Raw genomic sequence first — 18,079 nt, 5'->3', positions numbered from 1 at the left:
CCCGAACCCACCCCCGCCCCCTCCCCCGAAGGGGGAGGGGGGGAGGGGGCGGGGGAGCGCCGCCGCCCCCTCCCGACCTGCCCGCCCCGCCCGACCCGCCCCACCTGCCAGCCCCGCCCGACCTCCCCACCCCTCCCGCCCCTCCCGACCACGACAACGAGAGTCCGCCATGTACGAGCTGTCCCGGGTCCGCCTCTACTCCATCGGGCCCGCCGGTGCGCGCTATGCCAACACCGTCATGGACCTGCGCGGAGTCGGTGCGCCCGTACCCCAACCGGCCCCGGCCCAGGCGGACTTCTTCGAGGACGAACCGGTCGGCCCGCCGCGCCGCCCGGCGCCCGCGGGTGTGCTCTTCCTGGAGAACGGCGGCGGCAAGTCCGTCCTGCTCAAGCTGATCTTCTCGGTGATGCTGCCCGGCCACCGCAACACCCTCGGCGGCGCCAGCTCCGGCGTGCTGCGCAAGTTCCTGCTCGCCGACGACTGCGGCCATGTCGCCCTGGAGTGGCAGCACGTCCTCACCGGCGAGAGCGTGGTCGTCGGCAAGGTCAGCGAGTGGCGCGGGCGGCAGGTCTCCAACGACCCACGGAAGTTCGCCGAGGCCTGGTACAGCTTCCGGCCCGGCCCCGGTATGAGCCTGGACTCGCTTCCGGTCGCCGAGGCCACCGTCGTCCGCCCGCGTCAGGAGAGCGGCGAGGGCAGCTCCGGCGCCCAGGGCCGCCGCCGTACGATGAAGGGCTTCCGCGACATCCTCACCGAGGCGGGGAAGAACTACCCCAATCTGGACGTCGTCTGGGAAGAGATCCACGAGCGCTGGAACGAGCACCTCGGCGAGCTGGGTCTGGACCCGGAGCTCTTCCGCTACCAGCGGGAGATGAACGCCGACGAGGGTGAGGCGGCCGGCCTCTTCGCGGTCAAGAACGACTCGGACTTCACCGACCTGCTGCTGCGCGCCGTCACGGACACCCGCGACACCGACGGCCTCGCCGATCTGGTGCACGGCTTCGCCCACAAGCTCGGCCGGCGCGCCGAACTCACCGCCGAACGGGACTTCACGGCCGGTTCCCTCGATCTGCTCTCGCGTATCGCCGACGCCGCCGAGCAGCGCGAACGCGCCCGCGAGGTGCATGCCGGGGCCGAGCGCCGCACCCGCGGCCTGGCCCAGCGGCTGCACGCCCGGGGCACCGAGGAGCGCGGCCGCGCCGCCGAACTCGCCGAGCAGGTCGCCGCCGCCGCGCACCGCGTCACCGACGCCGAGCGGGTACGCGAGCGCCGCTCCCTGGTCTCCGCCGAACTCGCCTACCGGCATGCCTCGCTGGCGCTGGCCGCCGCGGAGAAGGGCGCCGCCGCCCAGCGCCGGGAGCTCAACGACGCCCGTACGCTGCACAGCGCCTGGCAGGCCGCCGAGACCGCACTGCGGCACCGGGCCGCCGCGGACCGCTCCGCGCGGGTCGCCGCCGCCATCCGCGAGGCCGAGCGGGACGCCGCGCCCGCGCTCGCCGCCCGTGCCACGGCCGCCGCCGACCTGGTCCGCGCCCTGCACACGGCGGCCGAGGCCGGTGAGCGGATCGCCAATGAGGAGGAGGAACGCTCCGCCGCCCTCCAGGAGGCCGGTGAGTCGGCGCACCGCGACGCCACCAGCGCCGCCACCCACGCCCAGCGCGCCCGCAGTGAGTCCGAGCACCTCAAGCAGCGGCTCTCCGAGGTCGCCGAGGAGACCGCCGAGGCCGTCCGGGCCGGCTGGCTGGATGACAGTGCCCCCGACGCCGACCCGGCCCGTGCCGCGCTCGCCGCCGCGGACGCCGAGAAGACCGCCGTCGAGGCCTGGGACTCGGCCCGTGAAACCGCCCGGCAGGCCACCGACCGCGCCCGTGCGGCCACCGCCCGGCACTCCACCGCCGAGCTGGCGGCGGCCCGCGCCGAGGACGCCGCCGAGGCCGCCGAGCGCGCCTACGAGGCCGAGCGCCGGGCCGCCGAGTCCATCGGCGCCGAGCAGCGGCTCGCCGACCTCCTCGGCCTCCCGCAGTCCGAGGCCAAGTCCGTGCCCGGTCCCCGTACGGCCACGTCCGGTGCGGACCCGGGCGTCGCGCGCCGTCCCACCGCGGGCCCGCTGACGGCCGAGGAGCTGGACCGCAACGCCGACGAGCTGCGCGAGCTGCTGGAGGAGGGCGTTGCCGGCGCCGAGCGGCAGCTGTTCGACCTGCGGACGGCCGCCGCCGACGATGCGCGGATCCTGGGCGCGCTGGGCGACGGCGGTCTGCTGCCCCCGGGGCCCGATGTGCTGGCCGCCGTGGAGTATCTCGGCGAGCACGGCGTTCCCGCGCTGCCGGGCTGGCGCTATCTCGCCCAGTCCGTCGACCCCGCCGACCACACCCGGGTGCTGGCCGCCCGTCCCGAGCTGGTCGACGGCGTGATCATCACGGACCCGGAGACCCATGCGCGGGCCCGCGAGGTGCTCGCCCAGGCCGCGCTGCTGCCCCGCTCGGCCGTCGCGGTCGGCACCGCCGCCGCACTGCTCGCCCCCACCCCCGCGCCCGACGAGCGGGAATCCGGCGTCTTCCTCGTCCCGCCGAACCCGGCGATGCACGACGAGTCCGCCGCCGACGAGGAGCGCCAGGCGCTGCGGGCGCGCGCCATAGAGCGTGACGAGGAGATCCGTGCGCTGGCCGCCCGGCTCGCCGGGGACCGTGCGCTGGCCGCCCGGCTCGGCTCCTGGCGTACGGGCTGCCCGGCCGGCCGGCTCGCTGAACTGGCCGCCGCCGCGGACGAGACCCGTACGGCAGCCGACGAGGCCGCCGCGGAGCTGGCCGAGGCCCGTGCGGCGCGCGCCGAGACCGACGAGGCCGCGGCCGAGGCCACCCAGGTGCGCGATGAGCGCCAGGAGGCCGCGCAGCGGGCCCGCCGCGCCGCCGACCTGCTGGCCGGGCTCGCCCACCGGCTGCGCGAGCGCGCCTCCTGGCAGTCCCGGATGCGGGAACTCGCCGACGAGGCGGCCGAGTTCGAGGCCCGTGCCGAGGAGTGTGTGGACCGCGCGCGGGCCGCCGACGAGGACCGCCGGGCCGCCCAGCGCGCCGCCGACGACGCCCGTCGTACCGCCCGCGCGCTGCGCGCCGAGCGCGCCGAGATCGCGGGTGTACCGGACGACCTGGGGGAGGCCCCCGAGGGGGCGAGCACCTCGCTGCCCGCGCTGCGTGAGGCCTACCGCGCCGCCTCCCAGCTCTACGAGAAGGTCGGCGTCGGCGCCGATCTGCGCGCTGAACAGGCCCGCGCCGAGGGCGACGAGAGCGCCGCGCTGGCCGAGCTGAACCGTCTCACCAACAAGGTCCGTACCCGCGCCGAGGCGCTCCTGGAGAGCCCGGACGCCGCCGACGGCCCGTCCCGGCAGGCCGCCGCCGCCCGCGCCGAGTCGCTGGTGCACATGCTGGAGACCCGTGCCTCGGCCGCCAGTGAGCAGCTCGGCCGGCTGCGCGGTGAGGCCGAGCGGCTCGCCCCCACGGACGGCGAGGCGCACACCGAGCTGCCCGAGGAGCTGGTGCCCGCGGACGCCGACCGCGCCAAGGAGCTGCTGCGCACCGCGGCGGGCGAACTGGCCACCGCCAGCGAGGCGTTGACGGCGGCCCGCGACCGGCACGAGGAGCTGCTGCGCGGCCACCGCGCCGCCGAGGACGCGGCCGGCGGCTTCGACGAGACCGCCGCTCTGCTGCGCGATCTGCTCCGTGACCACCAGGATGCCGAGGAACCGGCGGACGGGATCGAGGCGTACGCCGGACAGCTGGCGGACGCCCGGCAGGCCGCCGCCGAGTCCCGCCGCTCGCTGCGCGGCTGCGCCGCCGATCTGTCCACCGCCGATTCCGCGGTGCGCGAGGCGAGCGACATCCTCGTACGACACGCCAACTCCACCCGCTACGAACAGGTCCGCACCCCCGCCCGGCAGCAGATCCGCGAACTGCCCGCCTCGGCCCTCCCGGACCACGCCGCCAAGTGGGCGGAGGCCTTCGCGCCCCGGCTGCGGGTGCTCACCGACGAGCTGGAGCAGCTGGAGCGCAACCGCGACTCCATCGTCGACCGGCTGCGCGGCCTGGTCGAGTCGTCGCTGACGACGCTGCGCTCCGCCCAGCGGCTGTCGCGGCTGCCCGAGGGGCTGGGGGAGTGGTCCGGGCAGGAGTTCCTGCGGATCCGGTTCGAGGACCCCGACCAGGTCACGCTCACCGAGCGGCTCGGCGAGGTGATCGACGAGGCGACCCGGTCGGCCGTGAAGAAGAACAGCGATCTGCGGCGGGACGGGATGTCCCTGTTGCTGCGCGGGGTCAGCGCGGCGCTCCAGCCGCGCGGGGTGGCCGTGGAGATCCTCAAGCCGGACGCGGTGCTGCGCGCCGAGCGGGTGCCGGTGGGGCAGATGGGCGATGTCTTCTCCGGCGGCCAGCTGCTGACCGCCGCCATCGCGCTGTACTGCACGATGGCGGCGCTGCGCAGCAACGACCGGGGCCGCGACAAGCAGCGGCACGCCGGCACGCTGTTCCTGGACAACCCCATCGGCCGCGCCAACGCGACCTATCTGCTGGAGCTCCAGCGCGCCGTCGCCGATGCGCTGGGCGTCCAGCTGCTTTACACCACCGGCCTGTTCGACACCACCGCGCTCGCCGAGTTCCCGCTGGTCATCCGGCTGCGCAATGACGCGGATCTGCGGGCCGGGCTGAAGTACATCAGCGTCGAGGAGCATCTGCGGCCGGGCCTGCCGCAGCCGGACCCGTCCGGCGAGGCGGTGCACGGACAGATCACGGCGACGCGGATGTACCGCCGTCCGGAGGACCCGGCCCCCGAGGAGCCGGCGGACCCGGCCGGCGGCTGACCGGCGGCGCGAGAGGTCCTGCGGGCGGTCAGACCACCACCACCGACCGCAGGACCTCCCCGCGCTGCATCTTGGCGAAGGCCGGTTCGATGTCGTCGAGGGCGATGGTCTCGCTGATGAACCGTTCCAGATCGAGCTTGCCGCTCAGGAACAGATCGATCAGTACCGGGAAGTCGCGGCTGGGCAGACAGTCCCCGTACCAGGACGACTTCAGTGCGCCGCCGCGCGAGAAGAGATCGATGAGCGGCAGCTCGATCCGCATGTCCGGCTCGGGCACGCCGACCTGGACCAGCGTGCCGGCCAGGTCACGCATGTAGAACGCCTGCCGGTAGGTCTCCGGGCGGCCCACCGCGTCGATCACCACATCGGCGCCGTGCCCGCCGGTGAGCGCCCGGACCGCCTCGACCGGGTCCGTACCACGGGAGTTGACGGTGTCGGTGGCCCCGAACCGCTCGGCGGCGTCCAGCTTGCCGTCGTCGAGGTCCACGGCGATGACCCGCCGCGCCCCGGCCCGGGAGGCGCCCGCGATGGCGGCGTTGCCGACGCCGCCGCAGCCGATGACGGCGACGGTGTCCCCGCTGCCCACGCCGCCGGTGTGCACCGCCGCGCCGTACCCGGCCATCACCCCGCAGCCGATCAGCCCGGCGGCCTCCGGGCGCGCCGACGGATCGACCTTCACCGCCTGCCCGGCGGCCACCAGCGTCTTCTCGGCGAACGCGCCGATGCCCAGGGCCGCGGTCAGCTCGGTGCCTTCCAGCAGGGTCATGGGCTGGGTGGCGTTGCGGGAGGCGAAGCAGTACCAGGGGCGGGCACGACGGCAGGCCCGGCACTGGCCACAGGGTGCCCGCCAGGCGAGCACCACGTAGTCGCCGGGCGCGAGTTCGGTGACACCGGGGCCGACGGCCTCGATGACGCCGGCCGCCTCGTGGCCGAGCAGATAGGGGAAGTCGTCGCCGATCGCGCCGTCGCGATAGTGCAGATCGGTGTGGCACACCCCGCAGGCCTGGACGGTCACGAGCACTTCGCCCGGACCGGGGTCGGGCACGAGGATCGGCAGCACCTCGACGGGGGCGCCCTTCTTGAGGGCGACGACGGCGCGGGCTTCGTGCGGCATGTCTCACTCCTAAAACAGCGCCTGCGGCGGCGGCAGGGCGGGTAGCACGCGTGAGGTGGCACGGATGCGGGTGAGGGGGAGTGGTGCGCTGTGCTGAGGACGGGGACGGTGGTGGAGGACGGTCCGCCTCCGTCGCCGTGTTGCCTATAGTGCGCTCGGTTGCGCTATAGGAGACATGCTGGAAGTCCGCCAGGGATCCGTCAAGAGGGATTTTCCGCTACCCGCTCAACCCGGGTACCCCATCCGGCGGGAGAGGTCGGCGGCCGCCTTCGCGGCCCGCTCCGCGAGCTCCGGCAGCAGCTGACGCTCCATCCGGTACGCCGGTCCCGAGACGCCGATCGCGCCGATCACGGCGCCGTCGTGGGCCCGCACCGGCGCCGCCACCGCGTTCAGCCCGATCTCCAACTCCTCGCTGGTGCAGGCGAATCCGTCCTCCAGCGCCGCGGTCAGCTGCTCGCGCAGACCGGCGGCCGTGGTCAGGGTGTGCTCGGTGAACCGCGGCAGCTTGCGGGTCACCAGGGTCTCCCGGCGCGGGGCGGGCAGATATGCCAGCAGGACCTTGCCGCTGGCGGTGGCGTGCAGTGGGGTCCGGCGGCCCAGCCAGTTGTACGCGGTGACCGCCGCGGAGCCCCTGGCCTGCATGATGTTGACCGCGGCATCGCCGTCCAGCACCGCGATGTTGGCGGTCTCCCCGGTGTCCTCGGCGAGCGCCCGGCACACCGGCTGGCCCTCCTGGGAGATGTCCAGCCGGATCGCCGCGGCACCCGCCAGCCGCAAAACGCCGGCGCCCAGGTAGTACTTCCCGCGCTCCCTCTCCTGCTCCACCAGCCCGCGGTGCTCCAGCACCCCGAGGATCCGGAACGCGGTCGACTTGTGGACGCCCAACTCCTCGCTGATCTCGGTCACCCCGGCCTCGCCCAGCTTGGCCAGGATCTCCAGCACACTCACCGCGCGGTCCACGGACTGGACGGATCCCGCTCCGCCGCGCCGTTCCTCGGACCGGTCGTCTGCCGTATCGGAAGTCTTCGACATGGGTCTTTGTGTCACCACCCGGTGGCCCCGCGGGGCACGTCTGAAGGCATCTGCCGGGAAGCCCTTGACGGCCCGCTCCCCGGCTTGGATTCTGTTGCGCATCGCGCTTTGCGATGCGTTATTCAGAACACATGATACCGATCAGCGAGAGGGGGGCCAGATGATTCCCGTCTGCCGTATCGAGGACCTGCCCGAGGGCGAGTCCGTCCGGATCGAGATCGATGACGCCACACCGGCCATCGCCGTCTTCCGCGCCGAGGGCGGCTACTACGCCGTCGATGACACCTGTAGCCACCAGGACGCCTCGCTCTCCGAGGGCTGGGTCGAGGGCTGCTTCGTCGAATGCCCGCTGCATGCGGCCCTGTTCGACCTGCGCACCGGGGCCCCGACCTGTCTGCCCGCCCGCCGGCCGGTGCGCACGCACCAGGTCGACGTCCTGGACGGCATCATTCATGTACGGCCCGCCGTGCGGGAAGAGGCGGTGGCGTAAAACCCGTCGGTCACGCGGCCGCGCGATCGATCCCCGACGAAGCCTTCCGGGACTCCCGGCGCTGCTGCCGCCGGGCCCGGCGCCGCTCGCGGCGCAGCTCCCGGGCCGTACTGCTCGGCTGCGAGCGCACCCCGTTGCGCTGCACCCACACCTGGCGGGTCACCCAGACGTCCAGCACGCCCCAGGTGGCGACCACGGTGCTGGCGACCGTGCTGAGCACCGCGGGAAACGCGAGCCAGGAGCCCGCCAGCGTGCTCAGGAACGCCACCATGGCCTGGATCAGCGTGAGCGCCACGATGATCACGGCACGCACGGCGGCGGTGCGTACCGGCTCCGCCATCCGGGGCCGGGCCGCCGGTTCCTCCTGCCACAAAGGCTGTCTGCCGGTGTCCATGACCGCGTCACTCTCCCCGCACTCTCCCCGCGTGTCCGGTTCCCTGGTGGCTGCCCGGATTTCACCGGTACACGCCCCTGGTGCCGCACCCCGTCCCTTCCCATGGTCACGTACCGAGCGCGCACAGGGTTACCCCGGGGTAGAGCAGAACCGGCCAACCGACCGGCTTCCCGCCGGACACCGATGACCTCGGCCGGTCCCGGAAACACGGGCGGGTTGTCCGGGAATCACCGGACAACTCATGACGATCCCTCCCCGGCACCCGCCCCCACCTCCGAAGTGGCCTTCGGCTCGGTCACCCGAGAGTAGTAGGCTCACGCCGTTTGTTGACGGAACACCACCCCCGTGCGCCGGGGTTGACGTAGGGGAGGCCATGCGCTTTCGCGGGAAGTCGGTCCGCCGGAAGATCGTGGCGTTGCTGCTCGTACCGTTGGTGTCCCTGACGTCCATGTGGGCGTTCATGACCTACCTCACCGGGCGGGAGGCCGACCAGCTGCTGGACGTCGGCAACGTCGTACAGAAGCTGGGGTATCCGGTCGAGGACGTCGTCCAGGCCCTGCAACGCGAGCGCCGGCAAAGCCTGCTGTACCTCGCCGACCGGCGCGGCGCCGACGCGCTCGGCGAACTGCGGGCACGGTCCCGGGCCACCGACGAGGCCGTCACCCGGCTCCGCACCGACGCCGGCACCCGCGACGTCCGCGAGGACCTCACCGGCGACACCGGCCACCGGATGCGCGGCATCCTCAAGGGCCTGTCCGGACTCGGCTCGCTGCGCGCCCAGGTCGAGGACAACACCGTCTCCCGCGACGAGGCCCTGGAGGGCTACAACTCCCTCGTCGACCCCAGCTATGACTTCCTCGCCGCGCTCCACGCCCTGGAGAACGTGGAGATGGACAAGCAGGGCCGGGCGCTGGTCATCGTCACCCGCGCCCGGGAGGCCGTCGCCCGCGAGGACGCCCTGATGTCCGCGGTGCTCGCCTCCGGCAGTATGAGCAAGCGCGATCTGCGGGCGTTGTCCGACCTGGTCGCCGAGCGCCGGGTCCTCTACGAGACCAGCCTGCCCATGCTGCCCGCGAAGGACCGCGGCCTCTACGCGGACTACTGGCGCTCCGCACCGGCCCGCGAGCTGACGTCCTACGAGGACCGGGTGATCGCCGCCGGTGCCCAGGGCGGACCGGGAAGGGTCAACGCCGAACGCTGGAACACCGCGGCGAAGAAGGTCCTCGGCGACCTCCAGCGGATGGGCAAGGCCGCCGGTGACCGCTACCAGGAGCGGGTCGCCCCGGTCGCCACCAACATCCTGCTCAAGGCCGCCATCGCCGGTGTCCTCGGCTTTGTCGCGGTGCTGGTCTCGATCATCGTCTCGTTCCGGATCGGCCGCCGCCATGTGCGCGACCTCATCCGGCTGCGCAAGGCCGCCCATGACGTCTCCGGCGTCCGGCTGCCGAGCGTCATGCGGCGGCTCGCGGCGGGCGAACAGATCGATGTGGAGACCGAGGCGCCCCGGCTCGTGTTCGGCCAGGACGAGACCGGCCAGGTCGGCCAGGCGCTCAACACCCTTCAGCGGGCCGCGATCGAGGCCGCGGTCAAGCAGTCCGAGATGCGCCGCGGCGTCTCCGAGGTGTTCGTCAACCTCGCCCGCCGCAGCCAGGTCCTGCTGCACCGCCAGCTGACCCTCCTGGACGCCATGGAACGGCGTACCGAGGACACCGACGAACTCGCCGACCTCTTCCGGATCGACCACCTGACCACCCGCATGCGCCGGCACGCGGAGGGTCTGGTCATCCTCTCCGGCGCGGCCCCCTCCCGGCAGTGGCGCAAACCGATCCAGCTGATGGACGTGGTGCGCGCGGCGGTCGCCGAGGTGGAGGACTACGAGCGGATCGAGGTGCGCCGGATGCCGCGGCTCGCGGTGGACGGCCCCGCGGTGTCCGACCTCACGCACCTGATCGCCGAACTCCTGGAGAACGCCACCGTCTTCTCCCCGCCGCACACCGCCGTCCAGGTGCTGGGCGAGCGGGTCGCCAACGGCTACACCCTGGAGATCCACGACCGCGGCCTGGGCATGGCGCCCGACCTGCTGCTGGAGGCCAATCTCCGGCTCGCCGAGACCCCCGAGTTCGAGCTGTCCGACACCGACCGGCTCGGGCTGTTCGTGGTCAGCCGGCTCGCTCAGCGGCAGAACGTACGGGTCTCCCTTCAGCCCTCGCCGTACGGCGGCACCACCGCCGTGGTCTTCCTCCCCGGGACGCTCCTCACCGAGACCGCCGACGGCGGCCGGGACGACGACGAGCCGGCCCCCGGCGCCTCCGTCGGCAACGAACTGGAGCACGCGGCCGGCAAGTTGGCCGCGCTGGCGCAGCGGCCGGTGCCGCGGCCCGAGCGCGAGCGGGACCCGGCCGTCATCGACGGACCGGTCGAACTCGAGGCACCGCTCGGCCCGGACGAGCCGGCCCCCGACGAGGAGGACGGCCTCTTCCGGAAGCGGGAACGCGGCCGCGACCCGAAGGGCCCCGCCGCACCGGCCGGATCGTCCTCGGCGCCGCGCGGTATCGCCCCCGTGCCGCCCGCCCCGGAGGGCGAACAGCACCAGCAGACCCGGGATCAGGCGCCCGGCGGGCCGGCCCCGTTGCCGCGCCGCCGGCGCCCGCCGGTGCTGGTCTCCGACCACGGCCGTACGGTCGACGACCGCGACGCCCGGCGCAGGCGGGACACCGAACGCCCCGGCCCCGACGGCTCCGGGCGTGCCGCGGACCGGCCGTCGTCGTCCGCCGCGCCCCAGGACCCGGCACCCGACGCCCCGCAGCGCGCCGGGGGACCGGACACGCCCGCGCCGACCACGTCCACCGGCCTGCCCCGCCGGGTACGGCAGGCCAGCCTCGCGCCCCAGCTCAAGGCCGACGCCGCCGAACCGGCCGAGGCGCGCGGCACCGTGCCGGCCGCGGACGACCGGGACGCCGAGGCGGTACGCGCCAAGATGGCCTCGCTCCAGCGCGGCTGGCAGCGCGGCCGGCGCGACAACGGCGAGGAGCCGCGCGCGACCGGTACGCCACCGCGGGGCGAGGACCCGGCCGCGGACACCACAGGCCCGGACCGCACAGGCCCGGACGCCCGTGACACCGTTGACCACGACGGCGACGTCACGGGCAGCACAGCACCACCAGGAACCACATCGGGAGGGGACGGTCCATGACCGCACCGAAGGCAGCAGCTTCCACCGCACCGGTCTCGGCGAAGGGAGTCGGCGAGCTGAGCTGGCTGCTGGACGAACTGGTCGAGCGGGTCGGCTCCATCCGCAAGGCACTCATCCTCTCCAGCGACGGCCTGGCCACCGGCGCCTCCAAGGACCTGACCCGCGAGGACGGCGAGCATCTGGCCGCGGTCGCGTCCGGCTTCCACAGCCTGGCCAAGGGCGTCGGCCGGCACTTCGACGCGGGCCAGGTCCGGCAGACCATGGTCGAGCTGGACGACGCGTTCCTGTTCGTCAGCGCGGCCGGCGACGGCAGCTGCCTGGCCGTACTGGCCGATGCGGACTCCGATGTCGGGCTGATCGCGTACGAGATGACGCTGCTGGTCAAGCGCGTGGGCACGCACCTGGCCACCGCGCCCCGGGCCGGCCTGACCCCCTGAGGACGACGAGGGTGACGCCATGAGCGCGGGTAGCCGGCTCCTCGTGCAGAGATGCGCGCCCCGCGGGCGCGGCGAGGTTGCGGCATGAGTGAGCAGGACGGCCGGACGGCGCGGGACCGGGAGACCGCGCGCTGGTTCGACGACGACGCGGGCCCGGTCGTCCGGCCGTATGCCATGACGCGCGGGCGCACCCGTACGGCGGCGGAGGGGCGCCTCGATCTGATCGCGCTGGTGATCGCCGAGAGCCGCACGGAGGAGGCCGTCGACGATCAGATGCTCTCGCCCGAGCATGTCGAGATCGTCGCGCTGTGCCGGCAGGAGCCGCTGTCGGTCGCCGAGCTGGCGGCCGAACTCGATCTGCCGGTCGGCGTCGTACGGGTCCTGATCGGGGATCTGCTGGACGCGGAGCTGGTCCACGTCAGCAGGCCGGTGCCGCCCGCCGAGCTGCCCGACGAGAAGGTGCTGCGCGAGGTGATCGAGGGCCTGCGCGCGCTGTGATCCGCCGGGCGGCTCAGCCGTCGTCGTCCGGGTTCTGCTTCCGCGGCGGCGGCCACTGCTCGACGGCGGCGCCCGGATCCAGCCGGGAGATCGCCTCCGCCAGCTGGGCGCAGACCCGGCGGATCTCCTCATGGGTGTTGCGCCGCTCGGTGACGACCGCGGCGAGCAGCAGCGCGGTCAGCGCGGTGATCCCGTTGAAGGCCTGGAGAGTGGCCATGTTCGTGAGCAGCTCGTGCCGGGCGAACGGCCCCCATGACTCGGCGGCCGCGACGATCGCGATCGTCGAGACGAGCAGCGCACACGGGGCGGCGCCCGCCCGCTGGAAGCGGAACGCGGCCCAGATCAGACACGGTGAGACGAGATAGAGCAGGTTCACCGGACTGCTCACGGCCAGCAGGGTGACCGCGCAGGTGCAGGCCACCAGCAGCGCCGCCTCCAGCCACCGGAGCGGACGGATCTGCTCTCTCGTCGGCCATCGGGCGGCGCTGAGGAGCAGCAGCACCGGCGTGATCACCAGTACGCCCATCGCGTCGCCGGTCCACCACACCGCCCACGTCGGCCAGAATTCCGCCGCCGGCAGCGCCCCGGAGAGCACCAGGGCGCCGCTGCCGATGGTCGCGCTCACCAGCATCCCGGTCAGCGCGCCGAGGAACACCAGCGCGACGGCGTCCCGCAGCCGGTCCAGCTCGACGCGGAACCCCGCGCGGCGGAGCAGCCGGTAGGCGAGCAGCGGACCGAGCGTGTTGCCCGCGACGATCGCGAGCACCACGGCCGGCGATGGGCCCAGCGACACATTGACCAGGAAGGCGCCGAGCGCGATCCCCGGCCAGATGCGCGGCCCGAGCAGCAGCAGCGCGGTCAGCGCGATACCGGTCGGCGGCCACAGCGGGGTGACCTGCCCGCGGACCAGTTCCTGGAGCAGCCCGAGCTCGGCGCTGCCGTAGTAGACGGCGGCGACAGCCAGGCTCCACGCGGCGGTGGCGCCATGACGCCCGAGCCACTCCGTGTGCCGCACCGGACCTCCACTCGTTGCCGTGCCGCCGGGCCGCCGCTAGGGGGTGTAGGGCCCGCCGCTGTGGCGGAGGACGAGCACGGCGGCGTCATCGCGGTGCCCGGTCAGATCGGCCACCGCGATCACCTCGCCGGCCAGCTCGTCGGCGTCCGCGTCGTACGCCGCGCCGACCAGTGCGGCCACCCGCGCCAGCCCCTTCTCGATCGGGTAGGTCGGCCCTTCCACCACCCCGTCGGTGATCAGCACGAACGCTCCCGCCCGGGACAGCCGGCGGCGGGTGACCGGGTATGTCGCGCCGGGAAAGAGACCCAGCGGCAGTCCCCCCGGGTCCTGGAGCACCTGCGTGCCCTCGGCGGTGCCCCAGATCGCCGGCACATGTCCGGCGCGGGCGGCGGCCAGCTCCGCGGCGACCGGGTCGAAGCGCAGAAAGGTGCAGGTCGTCAGCAGATCGGAGCTCATCGACACCAGCAGGTCGTTGGCCCGGCTCAGCACGTCGCCGGGGTCGGTGGTGGCGCCCGCTATGGCGCGCAGACCGGTGCGGACCATGCCCATGAAGGCGGCGGCCTCGACGTCATGGCCCTGGACGTCGCCGATGGCGAAGCCGAGCGAGCCGTCCGGCAGCACGAAGGCGTCGTACCAGTCGCCTCCGATGTCCAGACCTGTCTGGGCCGGTACGTAGCGGGCCGCGGTCTGGAGGCCGGGCAGCCCCGGGAGCTCGGGCGGGAGCATGTGCCGCTGGAGTTCCACGGCCAGCGCCACCCGTGCCTGCTGGAGCTTGATCCGTGCCATCACCTGGCCGGTGAGGTGGCCGAGGCGGCGCAGCAGCTCGTCGGGCGGCGGGGTCGGGGTGGTGTGGCGTTGCTCCATCCAGCACTTCCGCTCCGGATCGGCCCCCCGGTACGGCGACACGCTGCTGGGTTTCAGATTACCGCCGACGGGTGGGCTCTTGACGGCCGAGCCGCGGCCCGGGGGAGGGGCGCCCGGCCTGCCCAGGGCACGACGTGCGGGCTTTGTTGAGCAACGCTCAATGGCGCGGTACGGTGCCTATTGAGCAGCTGTCAACAGAAGGAGATCCGCCGCCATGGCCCCGGACGCGACCCCGGCACCCTTCGACCACCTGGAGATCCAGGTCGGCCAGCACACCTACGACGCCCTGGCCTGCGGGCCCACCGACGGAGAGTTCGTCCTGCTGCTGCACGGCTGGCCCGAATTCGCCGACTCCTGGAGCGACGTGCTCACCGCCCTCGGCGCGGCCGGCTACCGCGCCGTCGCCGTCGACCAGCGAGGCTACTCCCCGCGCGCCCGCCCGCCCCGGATCGCCGACTACGCGGTGCCCGAACTCGTCGCCGACGCCCTTGCCTTCGCTGATTCCCAGGGCGCGGGCCGCTTCCACCTGGTCTCGCACGACTGGGGCGGCATGGTCGCCTGGGCGGTGGCCGGCGCCCACCCCGAGCGGCTGAAGTCCCTGACCGTGCTGGCCACTCCGCACCCGGACGCACTCAACCGCGCGGCCGCCGAGGACTCCGCCCAGCACCACATGCTCGACTACGTCCGCTTCTTCCGCCGCGACGACGGCGCCGCGGAGGCCGCCCTGCTCGCCGACGACGCCGCCCGGCTGCGCGCCGCGTACGGCGGCAAGGTGCCCGCCGCCCTGGTGGACGACAACGTCCGCCGGCTCTCCGCACCGGGCGCCCTCACCGCCACGCTGAACTGGTACCGCGCCCCGGAGTCGGTCATCTCCGTACCGGCCGGCCGGATCACCGTCCCCACCCTCTTCCTGTGGGGCAGCGAGGACGTCGCCCTGGGCCGGGGCGCGGCCGAGTCGACGGGGGAGTGGGTGGACGGCCCGTACCGCTTCGAAGCCCTGGAGGGGGCCAGCCACTGGCTGCCCGAAGAGGCCCCCGGCCTCGTCATGCCGCCGATCCTGGCGCACCTCGGACAGTACGTCTGACGCCGTGGCGGGCCGGGACATCGCGGCCGTCCCGGCCTCCCGCCGCCGTAAACTGCGGGCATGTCCGGCAAGCGAACCACCCGCCTCACGCCCGACCAGCGCAGGGAGCAGCTGGTCGGCATCGGTCTGGAGATGCTCGCCGACCGTTCCCTGGACGAGCTGTCCACCGATGAGGTCGCCCGCCGGGCCGGGATCTCCCGCGGACTGCTCTTCCACTACTTCGACTCCAAGCGCGACTTCTACCGCGCGGTGGTCAGCGCCGCCTGCGACCGCTTCACCGCCGCGACGGAACCGGACGGCTCACTGGAGCCGGTCGCCTGGATGCGGTCCTTCATCGCCGGCTTCGTGTCCTACGTCCTGGAACACCGTCAGGTGTATCTCGCCCTGGTACGGGGCGCCGCCGGCAGCCACCCCGCCGTCACCGACATCGTCGGCGCGACCCGGGAGACCCTCGCCCGGCGGGTGTGCGACGGCCAGCGGCGGCTCGGCATGCCGGACGCCCCGCGGCTCGCACTGGCCTCCCGCGCCTGGATGGCGTTCGCCGAGGAGGCGGTCATCAGCTGGCCCGCCGAGGAGCCCGGCGCCCAGGACGAGCTCTGCGCCTTCATCGAATCCAGCCTCGTGAGCGTGCTGGGCCTGCTCGACCGGCCCGGCGCCCTCACCCCGCGCTGACCGCATACGGCTCCGCGCCCCCACCACCAACCATCGCCCACTGCCCATTTGGGCAGGTTGGCGACCTCTGCCCCACGGCGTGTCCCGAGCGTGACACATCTCAAGTGGGCGCCGTGCTGAGCACGTTGTACCGTTCCCTTGCACCTGCTGCCCGTGCGCCGAGGCTCGGGATCAAGCGTGAGCTCCACCCGTTTACCCGGCAATTCAGGAGAAGAATCCCATGGCCTTCGGGCGTTCCGATCGCCGCCGACGGTCCGCCGCCGTCGAACCGGTGACGCTCAAGATCCTGGTCGCGGGCGGCTTCGGGGTCGGTAAGACCACCCTGGTCGGCGCCGTCAGCGAGATCAAACCGCTGCGTACCGAGGAACGGCTCACCGAGGCGGGCCGGCCGGTCGACGACCTCGACGGGGTGGAGGCCAAGACCACCACCACCGTCGCGATGGACTTCGGACGGATCACCGTCAACGAGGAACTGGTCCTCTATCTCTTCGGCACCCCGGGCCAGGACCGCTTCTGGTTCCTGTGGGACGAGCTGGCGCGCGGGGCGCTCGGCGCGGTGGTGCTCGCCGACACCCGCCGGCTCGCCGACAGCTTCGCCGCGATCGACTACTTCGAGCGGCGCGGACTGCCCTTCACCGTCGCCGTCAACTGCTTCGACGGCGCCGACCGCTACCCGCCGCAGGCCGTACGGGACGCCCTGGACCTCGACCCCCAGGTGCCGGTGATGCTGTGCGACGCCCGGCTGAAGGACTCCGCACGGGATGTGCTGATCTCCGTCGTCGAGCACGCGATGCGGACCAGCGCCCGCCGGCGGGAGCCCGCGGTGCCCTGACGGGCAGGAAGGTACGGCCGGTACCCGCCGTCCGGGCACCGGCCGTACGTCTCTGTCCCGCCGCGCTACGAGCCTGCCGAGCCGTCCTCGGCCAGCCAGCCGAAGCTCCGCTCCACGGCCTTGCGCCAGTTGGCGAACTCGCGGTCGCGGGCCGCCGCGTCCATCCGCGGCGTCCACTCCGTGTCCCGCTGCCAGTGGCTCCGCAGCTCGTCCAGGTCCTGCCAGACACCGGTCGCCAGCCCGGCCGCGTACGCCGCCCCCAGACAGGTGGTCTCCGAGATCACCGGACGGATCACCGGCACCCCCAGCACATCCGCCTGATGCTGCATCAGCAGCTGGTTCGCGGTCATTCCGCCGTCGACCTTCAGCTGGGTGATCTGCACACCCGAGTCCTGGTACATGGCGTCCACCACTTCCCGGGTCTGCCAGCTGGTCGCCTCCAGGACGGCACGCGCCAGATGCGCCTTGGTGACGAAGCCGGTCAGACCCGTGATGACGCCACGGGCGTCGGAGCGCCAATACGGTGCGAACAGACCGGAGAACGCCGGCACGACATACGCCCCGCCGTTGTCCGGGACGCTCGCCGCCAGCGGCTCGATCTCGTCGGCCGAGGCGATGAGGCCCAGCTGATCGCGGAACCACTGCACCAGGGCTCCGGTGATGGCGATGGACCCCTCCAGGCAGTAGACGGGAGCCTCCCCGCCGAGCTGGTAGCCCATGGTCGTCAGCAGCCCGTTCTTTGACGGGACCGGGCGGTTGCCGGTGTTCAGCAGCAGGAACGAGCCGGTGCCGTAGGTGTTCTTGGCCTCGCCGACGCCGTAGCAGGTCTGGCCGAAGACGGCCGCCTGCTGGTCGCCGAGCGCGGACGCCACCGGCACTCCGTGCAGCTGCCCCACGGCCGTGCCGTACACCTCCGCCGACGACCTGATCTCCGGCAGGATCGCGGCCGGCACATTCATCGCCGACAGGATCGCCGGATCCCACTGGAGAGTGGACAGGTTCATCAGCATCGTGCGGCCCGCGTTGGTCACATCCGTGACATGCACTCCGCCGTCGGTGCCGCCGGTCAGATTCCAGATCAGCCAGGAGTCGATGGTGCCGAAGGCGATCTCCCCGCGCTCGGCACGGGCCCGCAGCCCCGGCACCTCATCCAGCAGCCAGGCGGCCTTCGGCCCGGAGAAGTAGCTGGCCAGCGGCAGTCCGGTGGCCTCCCGGAAGCGGTCCTGACCGTCCGCGCCGCCCAGCTCCGCGCACAGCTGAGACGTACGGGTGTCCTGCCAGACGATCGCATGGTGCACCGGCCGGCCGGTGGCCCGGTCCCACAGGACCGTGGTCTCCCGCTGGTTGGTGATGCCCAGCGCACTGAGCTGGTCCGCGCGCAGCCCCGCCTTCGCGAGCGCGCCCGCCACCACCGCCTGCACCTTCGACCAGATCTCGGTGGCGTCATGCTCCACCCAGCCCGGCTTGGGGAAGATCTGCCGGTGCTCGCGCTGGTCGACGGCGACGATCGCCCCGCCGTGGTCGAAGATGATGCAGCGGCTCGACGTGGTGCCCTGATCGATCGCGGCGACGTACTTCTCGCTCTTCCCGGTTCGCTCCGTCATGCCG

Annotated in this window: 14 protein-coding genes; 8 read left to right on the top strand and 6 right to left on the bottom strand. The window is 73.4% G+C overall.

All coding sequences use genetic code 11. The features are described 5' to 3' along the window. The first annotated feature begins 169 nt into the window (after nucleotides 1-169). Nucleotides 170-4,846, top strand: a complete 4,677-nt coding sequence (locus CP981_RS05070; protein ID WP_085928515.1) for a coiled-coil domain-containing protein — start codon at nucleotides 170-172, stop codon at nucleotides 4,844-4,846. A gap of 28 nt (nucleotides 4,847-4,874) precedes the next feature. On the opposite strand, the gene CP981_RS05065 is transcribed toward CP981_RS05070, so the two are convergent. Continuing rightward, complete coding sequence (locus CP981_RS05065) at nucleotides 4,875-5,960, bottom strand: S-(hydroxymethyl)mycothiol dehydrogenase (RefSeq protein ID WP_085928516.1); 1,086 nt, start codon at nucleotides 5,958-5,960, stop codon at nucleotides 4,875-4,877. A 225-nt stretch (nucleotides 5,961-6,185) separates the two neighbouring features. Then, nucleotides 6,186-6,992, bottom strand: coding sequence for an IclR family transcriptional regulator (locus CP981_RS05060; protein ID WP_085928517.1), 807 nt, complete (start codon nucleotides 6,990-6,992; stop codon nucleotides 6,186-6,188). A gap of 160 nt (nucleotides 6,993-7,152) precedes the next feature. On the opposite strand from CP981_RS05060, the gene CP981_RS05055 reads away from it, so the two are divergent. After that, nucleotides 7,153-7,482: a bifunctional 3-phenylpropionate/cinnamic acid dioxygenase ferredoxin subunit gene (locus tag CP981_RS05055; RefSeq protein ID WP_085928518.1), complete on the top strand. Its 330-nt coding sequence runs from the start codon at nucleotides 7,153-7,155 to the stop codon at nucleotides 7,480-7,482. 10 nt (nucleotides 7,483-7,492) lie between these two features. Here CP981_RS05055 and CP981_RS05050 read toward each other — a convergent pair whose 3' ends face one another. Continuing rightward, on the bottom strand, nucleotides 7,493-7,936 hold the full coding sequence (locus CP981_RS05050; protein ID WP_229894227.1) for a hypothetical protein: 444 nt from the start codon (nucleotides 7,934-7,936) through the stop codon (nucleotides 7,493-7,495). A 313-nt stretch (nucleotides 7,937-8,249) separates the two neighbouring features. On the opposite strand from CP981_RS05050, the gene CP981_RS05045 reads away from it, so the two are divergent. The 3 genes from CP981_RS05045 to CP981_RS05035 all read left to right on the top strand — a co-directional run bounded on the left by CP981_RS05045 (nucleotide 8,250) and on the right by CP981_RS05035 (nucleotide 12,004). Beyond that, entirely contained in the window at nucleotides 8,250-11,069 is a 2,820-nt protein-coding gene (locus CP981_RS05045; protein WP_085928520.1) for a sensor histidine kinase, read from the top strand. After that, complete coding sequence (locus CP981_RS05040) at nucleotides 11,066-11,506, top strand: roadblock/LC7 domain-containing protein (protein ID WP_085928521.1); 441 nt, start codon at nucleotides 11,066-11,068, stop codon at nucleotides 11,504-11,506. Before CP981_RS05045 ends, CP981_RS05040 begins: the two co-directional genes overlap by 4 nt. Nucleotides 11,507-11,590: 84 nt before the next feature. Further along, nucleotides 11,591-12,004: a DUF742 domain-containing protein gene (locus tag CP981_RS05035; protein WP_085928522.1), complete on the top strand. Its 414-nt coding sequence runs from the start codon at nucleotides 11,591-11,593 to the stop codon at nucleotides 12,002-12,004. 13 nt (nucleotides 12,005-12,017) lie between these two features. Here the strand turns inward: CP981_RS05035 and CP981_RS05030 are convergent, their stop codons facing one another. Continuing rightward, nucleotides 12,018-13,019, bottom strand: a complete 1,002-nt coding sequence (locus CP981_RS05030) for an MASE1 domain-containing protein (protein WP_085928523.1) — start codon at nucleotides 13,017-13,019, stop codon at nucleotides 12,018-12,020. Nucleotides 13,020-13,055: 36 nt separating this feature from the next. Continuing rightward, nucleotides 13,056-13,883: a PP2C family protein-serine/threonine phosphatase gene (locus tag CP981_RS05025; protein ID WP_085928524.1), complete on the bottom strand. Its 828-nt coding sequence runs from the start codon at nucleotides 13,881-13,883 to the stop codon at nucleotides 13,056-13,058. Between the two features lie 214 nt (nucleotides 13,884-14,097). Here CP981_RS05025 and CP981_RS05020 point away from each other — a divergent pair, with 214 nt between their 5' ends. The 3 genes from CP981_RS05020 to CP981_RS05010 all read left to right on the top strand — a co-directional run bounded on the left by CP981_RS05020 (nucleotide 14,098) and on the right by CP981_RS05010 (nucleotide 16,471). After that, nucleotides 14,098-14,967: an alpha/beta fold hydrolase gene (locus CP981_RS05020; protein ID WP_085928525.1), complete on the top strand. Its 870-nt coding sequence runs from the start codon at nucleotides 14,098-14,100 to the stop codon at nucleotides 14,965-14,967. Between the two features lie 60 nt (nucleotides 14,968-15,027). Then, the gene (locus CP981_RS05015) at nucleotides 15,028-15,639 is read left to right on the top strand and encodes a TetR/AcrR family transcriptional regulator (RefSeq protein WP_085928526.1); all 612 of its coding nucleotides are present in this window, start codon (nucleotides 15,028-15,030) and stop codon (nucleotides 15,637-15,639) included. Nucleotides 15,640-15,859: 220 nt separating this feature from the next. After that, the gene (locus CP981_RS05010) at nucleotides 15,860-16,471 is read left to right on the top strand and encodes a GTP-binding protein (RefSeq protein ID WP_085928527.1); all 612 of its coding nucleotides are present in this window, start codon (nucleotides 15,860-15,862) and stop codon (nucleotides 16,469-16,471) included. Nucleotides 16,472-16,536: 65 nt separating this feature from the next. Here CP981_RS05010 and glpK read toward each other — a convergent pair whose 3' ends face one another. After that, nucleotides 16,537-18,075 (bottom strand): glycerol kinase GlpK, encoded by a 1,539-nt coding sequence (glpK, locus tag CP981_RS05005; RefSeq protein ID WP_085928528.1) that lies wholly within the window; start codon nucleotides 18,073-18,075, stop codon nucleotides 16,537-16,539. Nucleotides 18,076-18,079 lie beyond the last annotated feature (4 nt).

The sequence above is a fragment of the Streptomyces platensis genome (assembly GCF_008704855.1).
Taxonomy (GTDB): domain Bacteria; phylum Actinomycetota; class Actinomycetes; order Streptomycetales; family Streptomycetaceae; genus Streptomyces; species Streptomyces platensis.
This window is presented reverse-complemented; position numbering and strand designations above follow the sequence as displayed.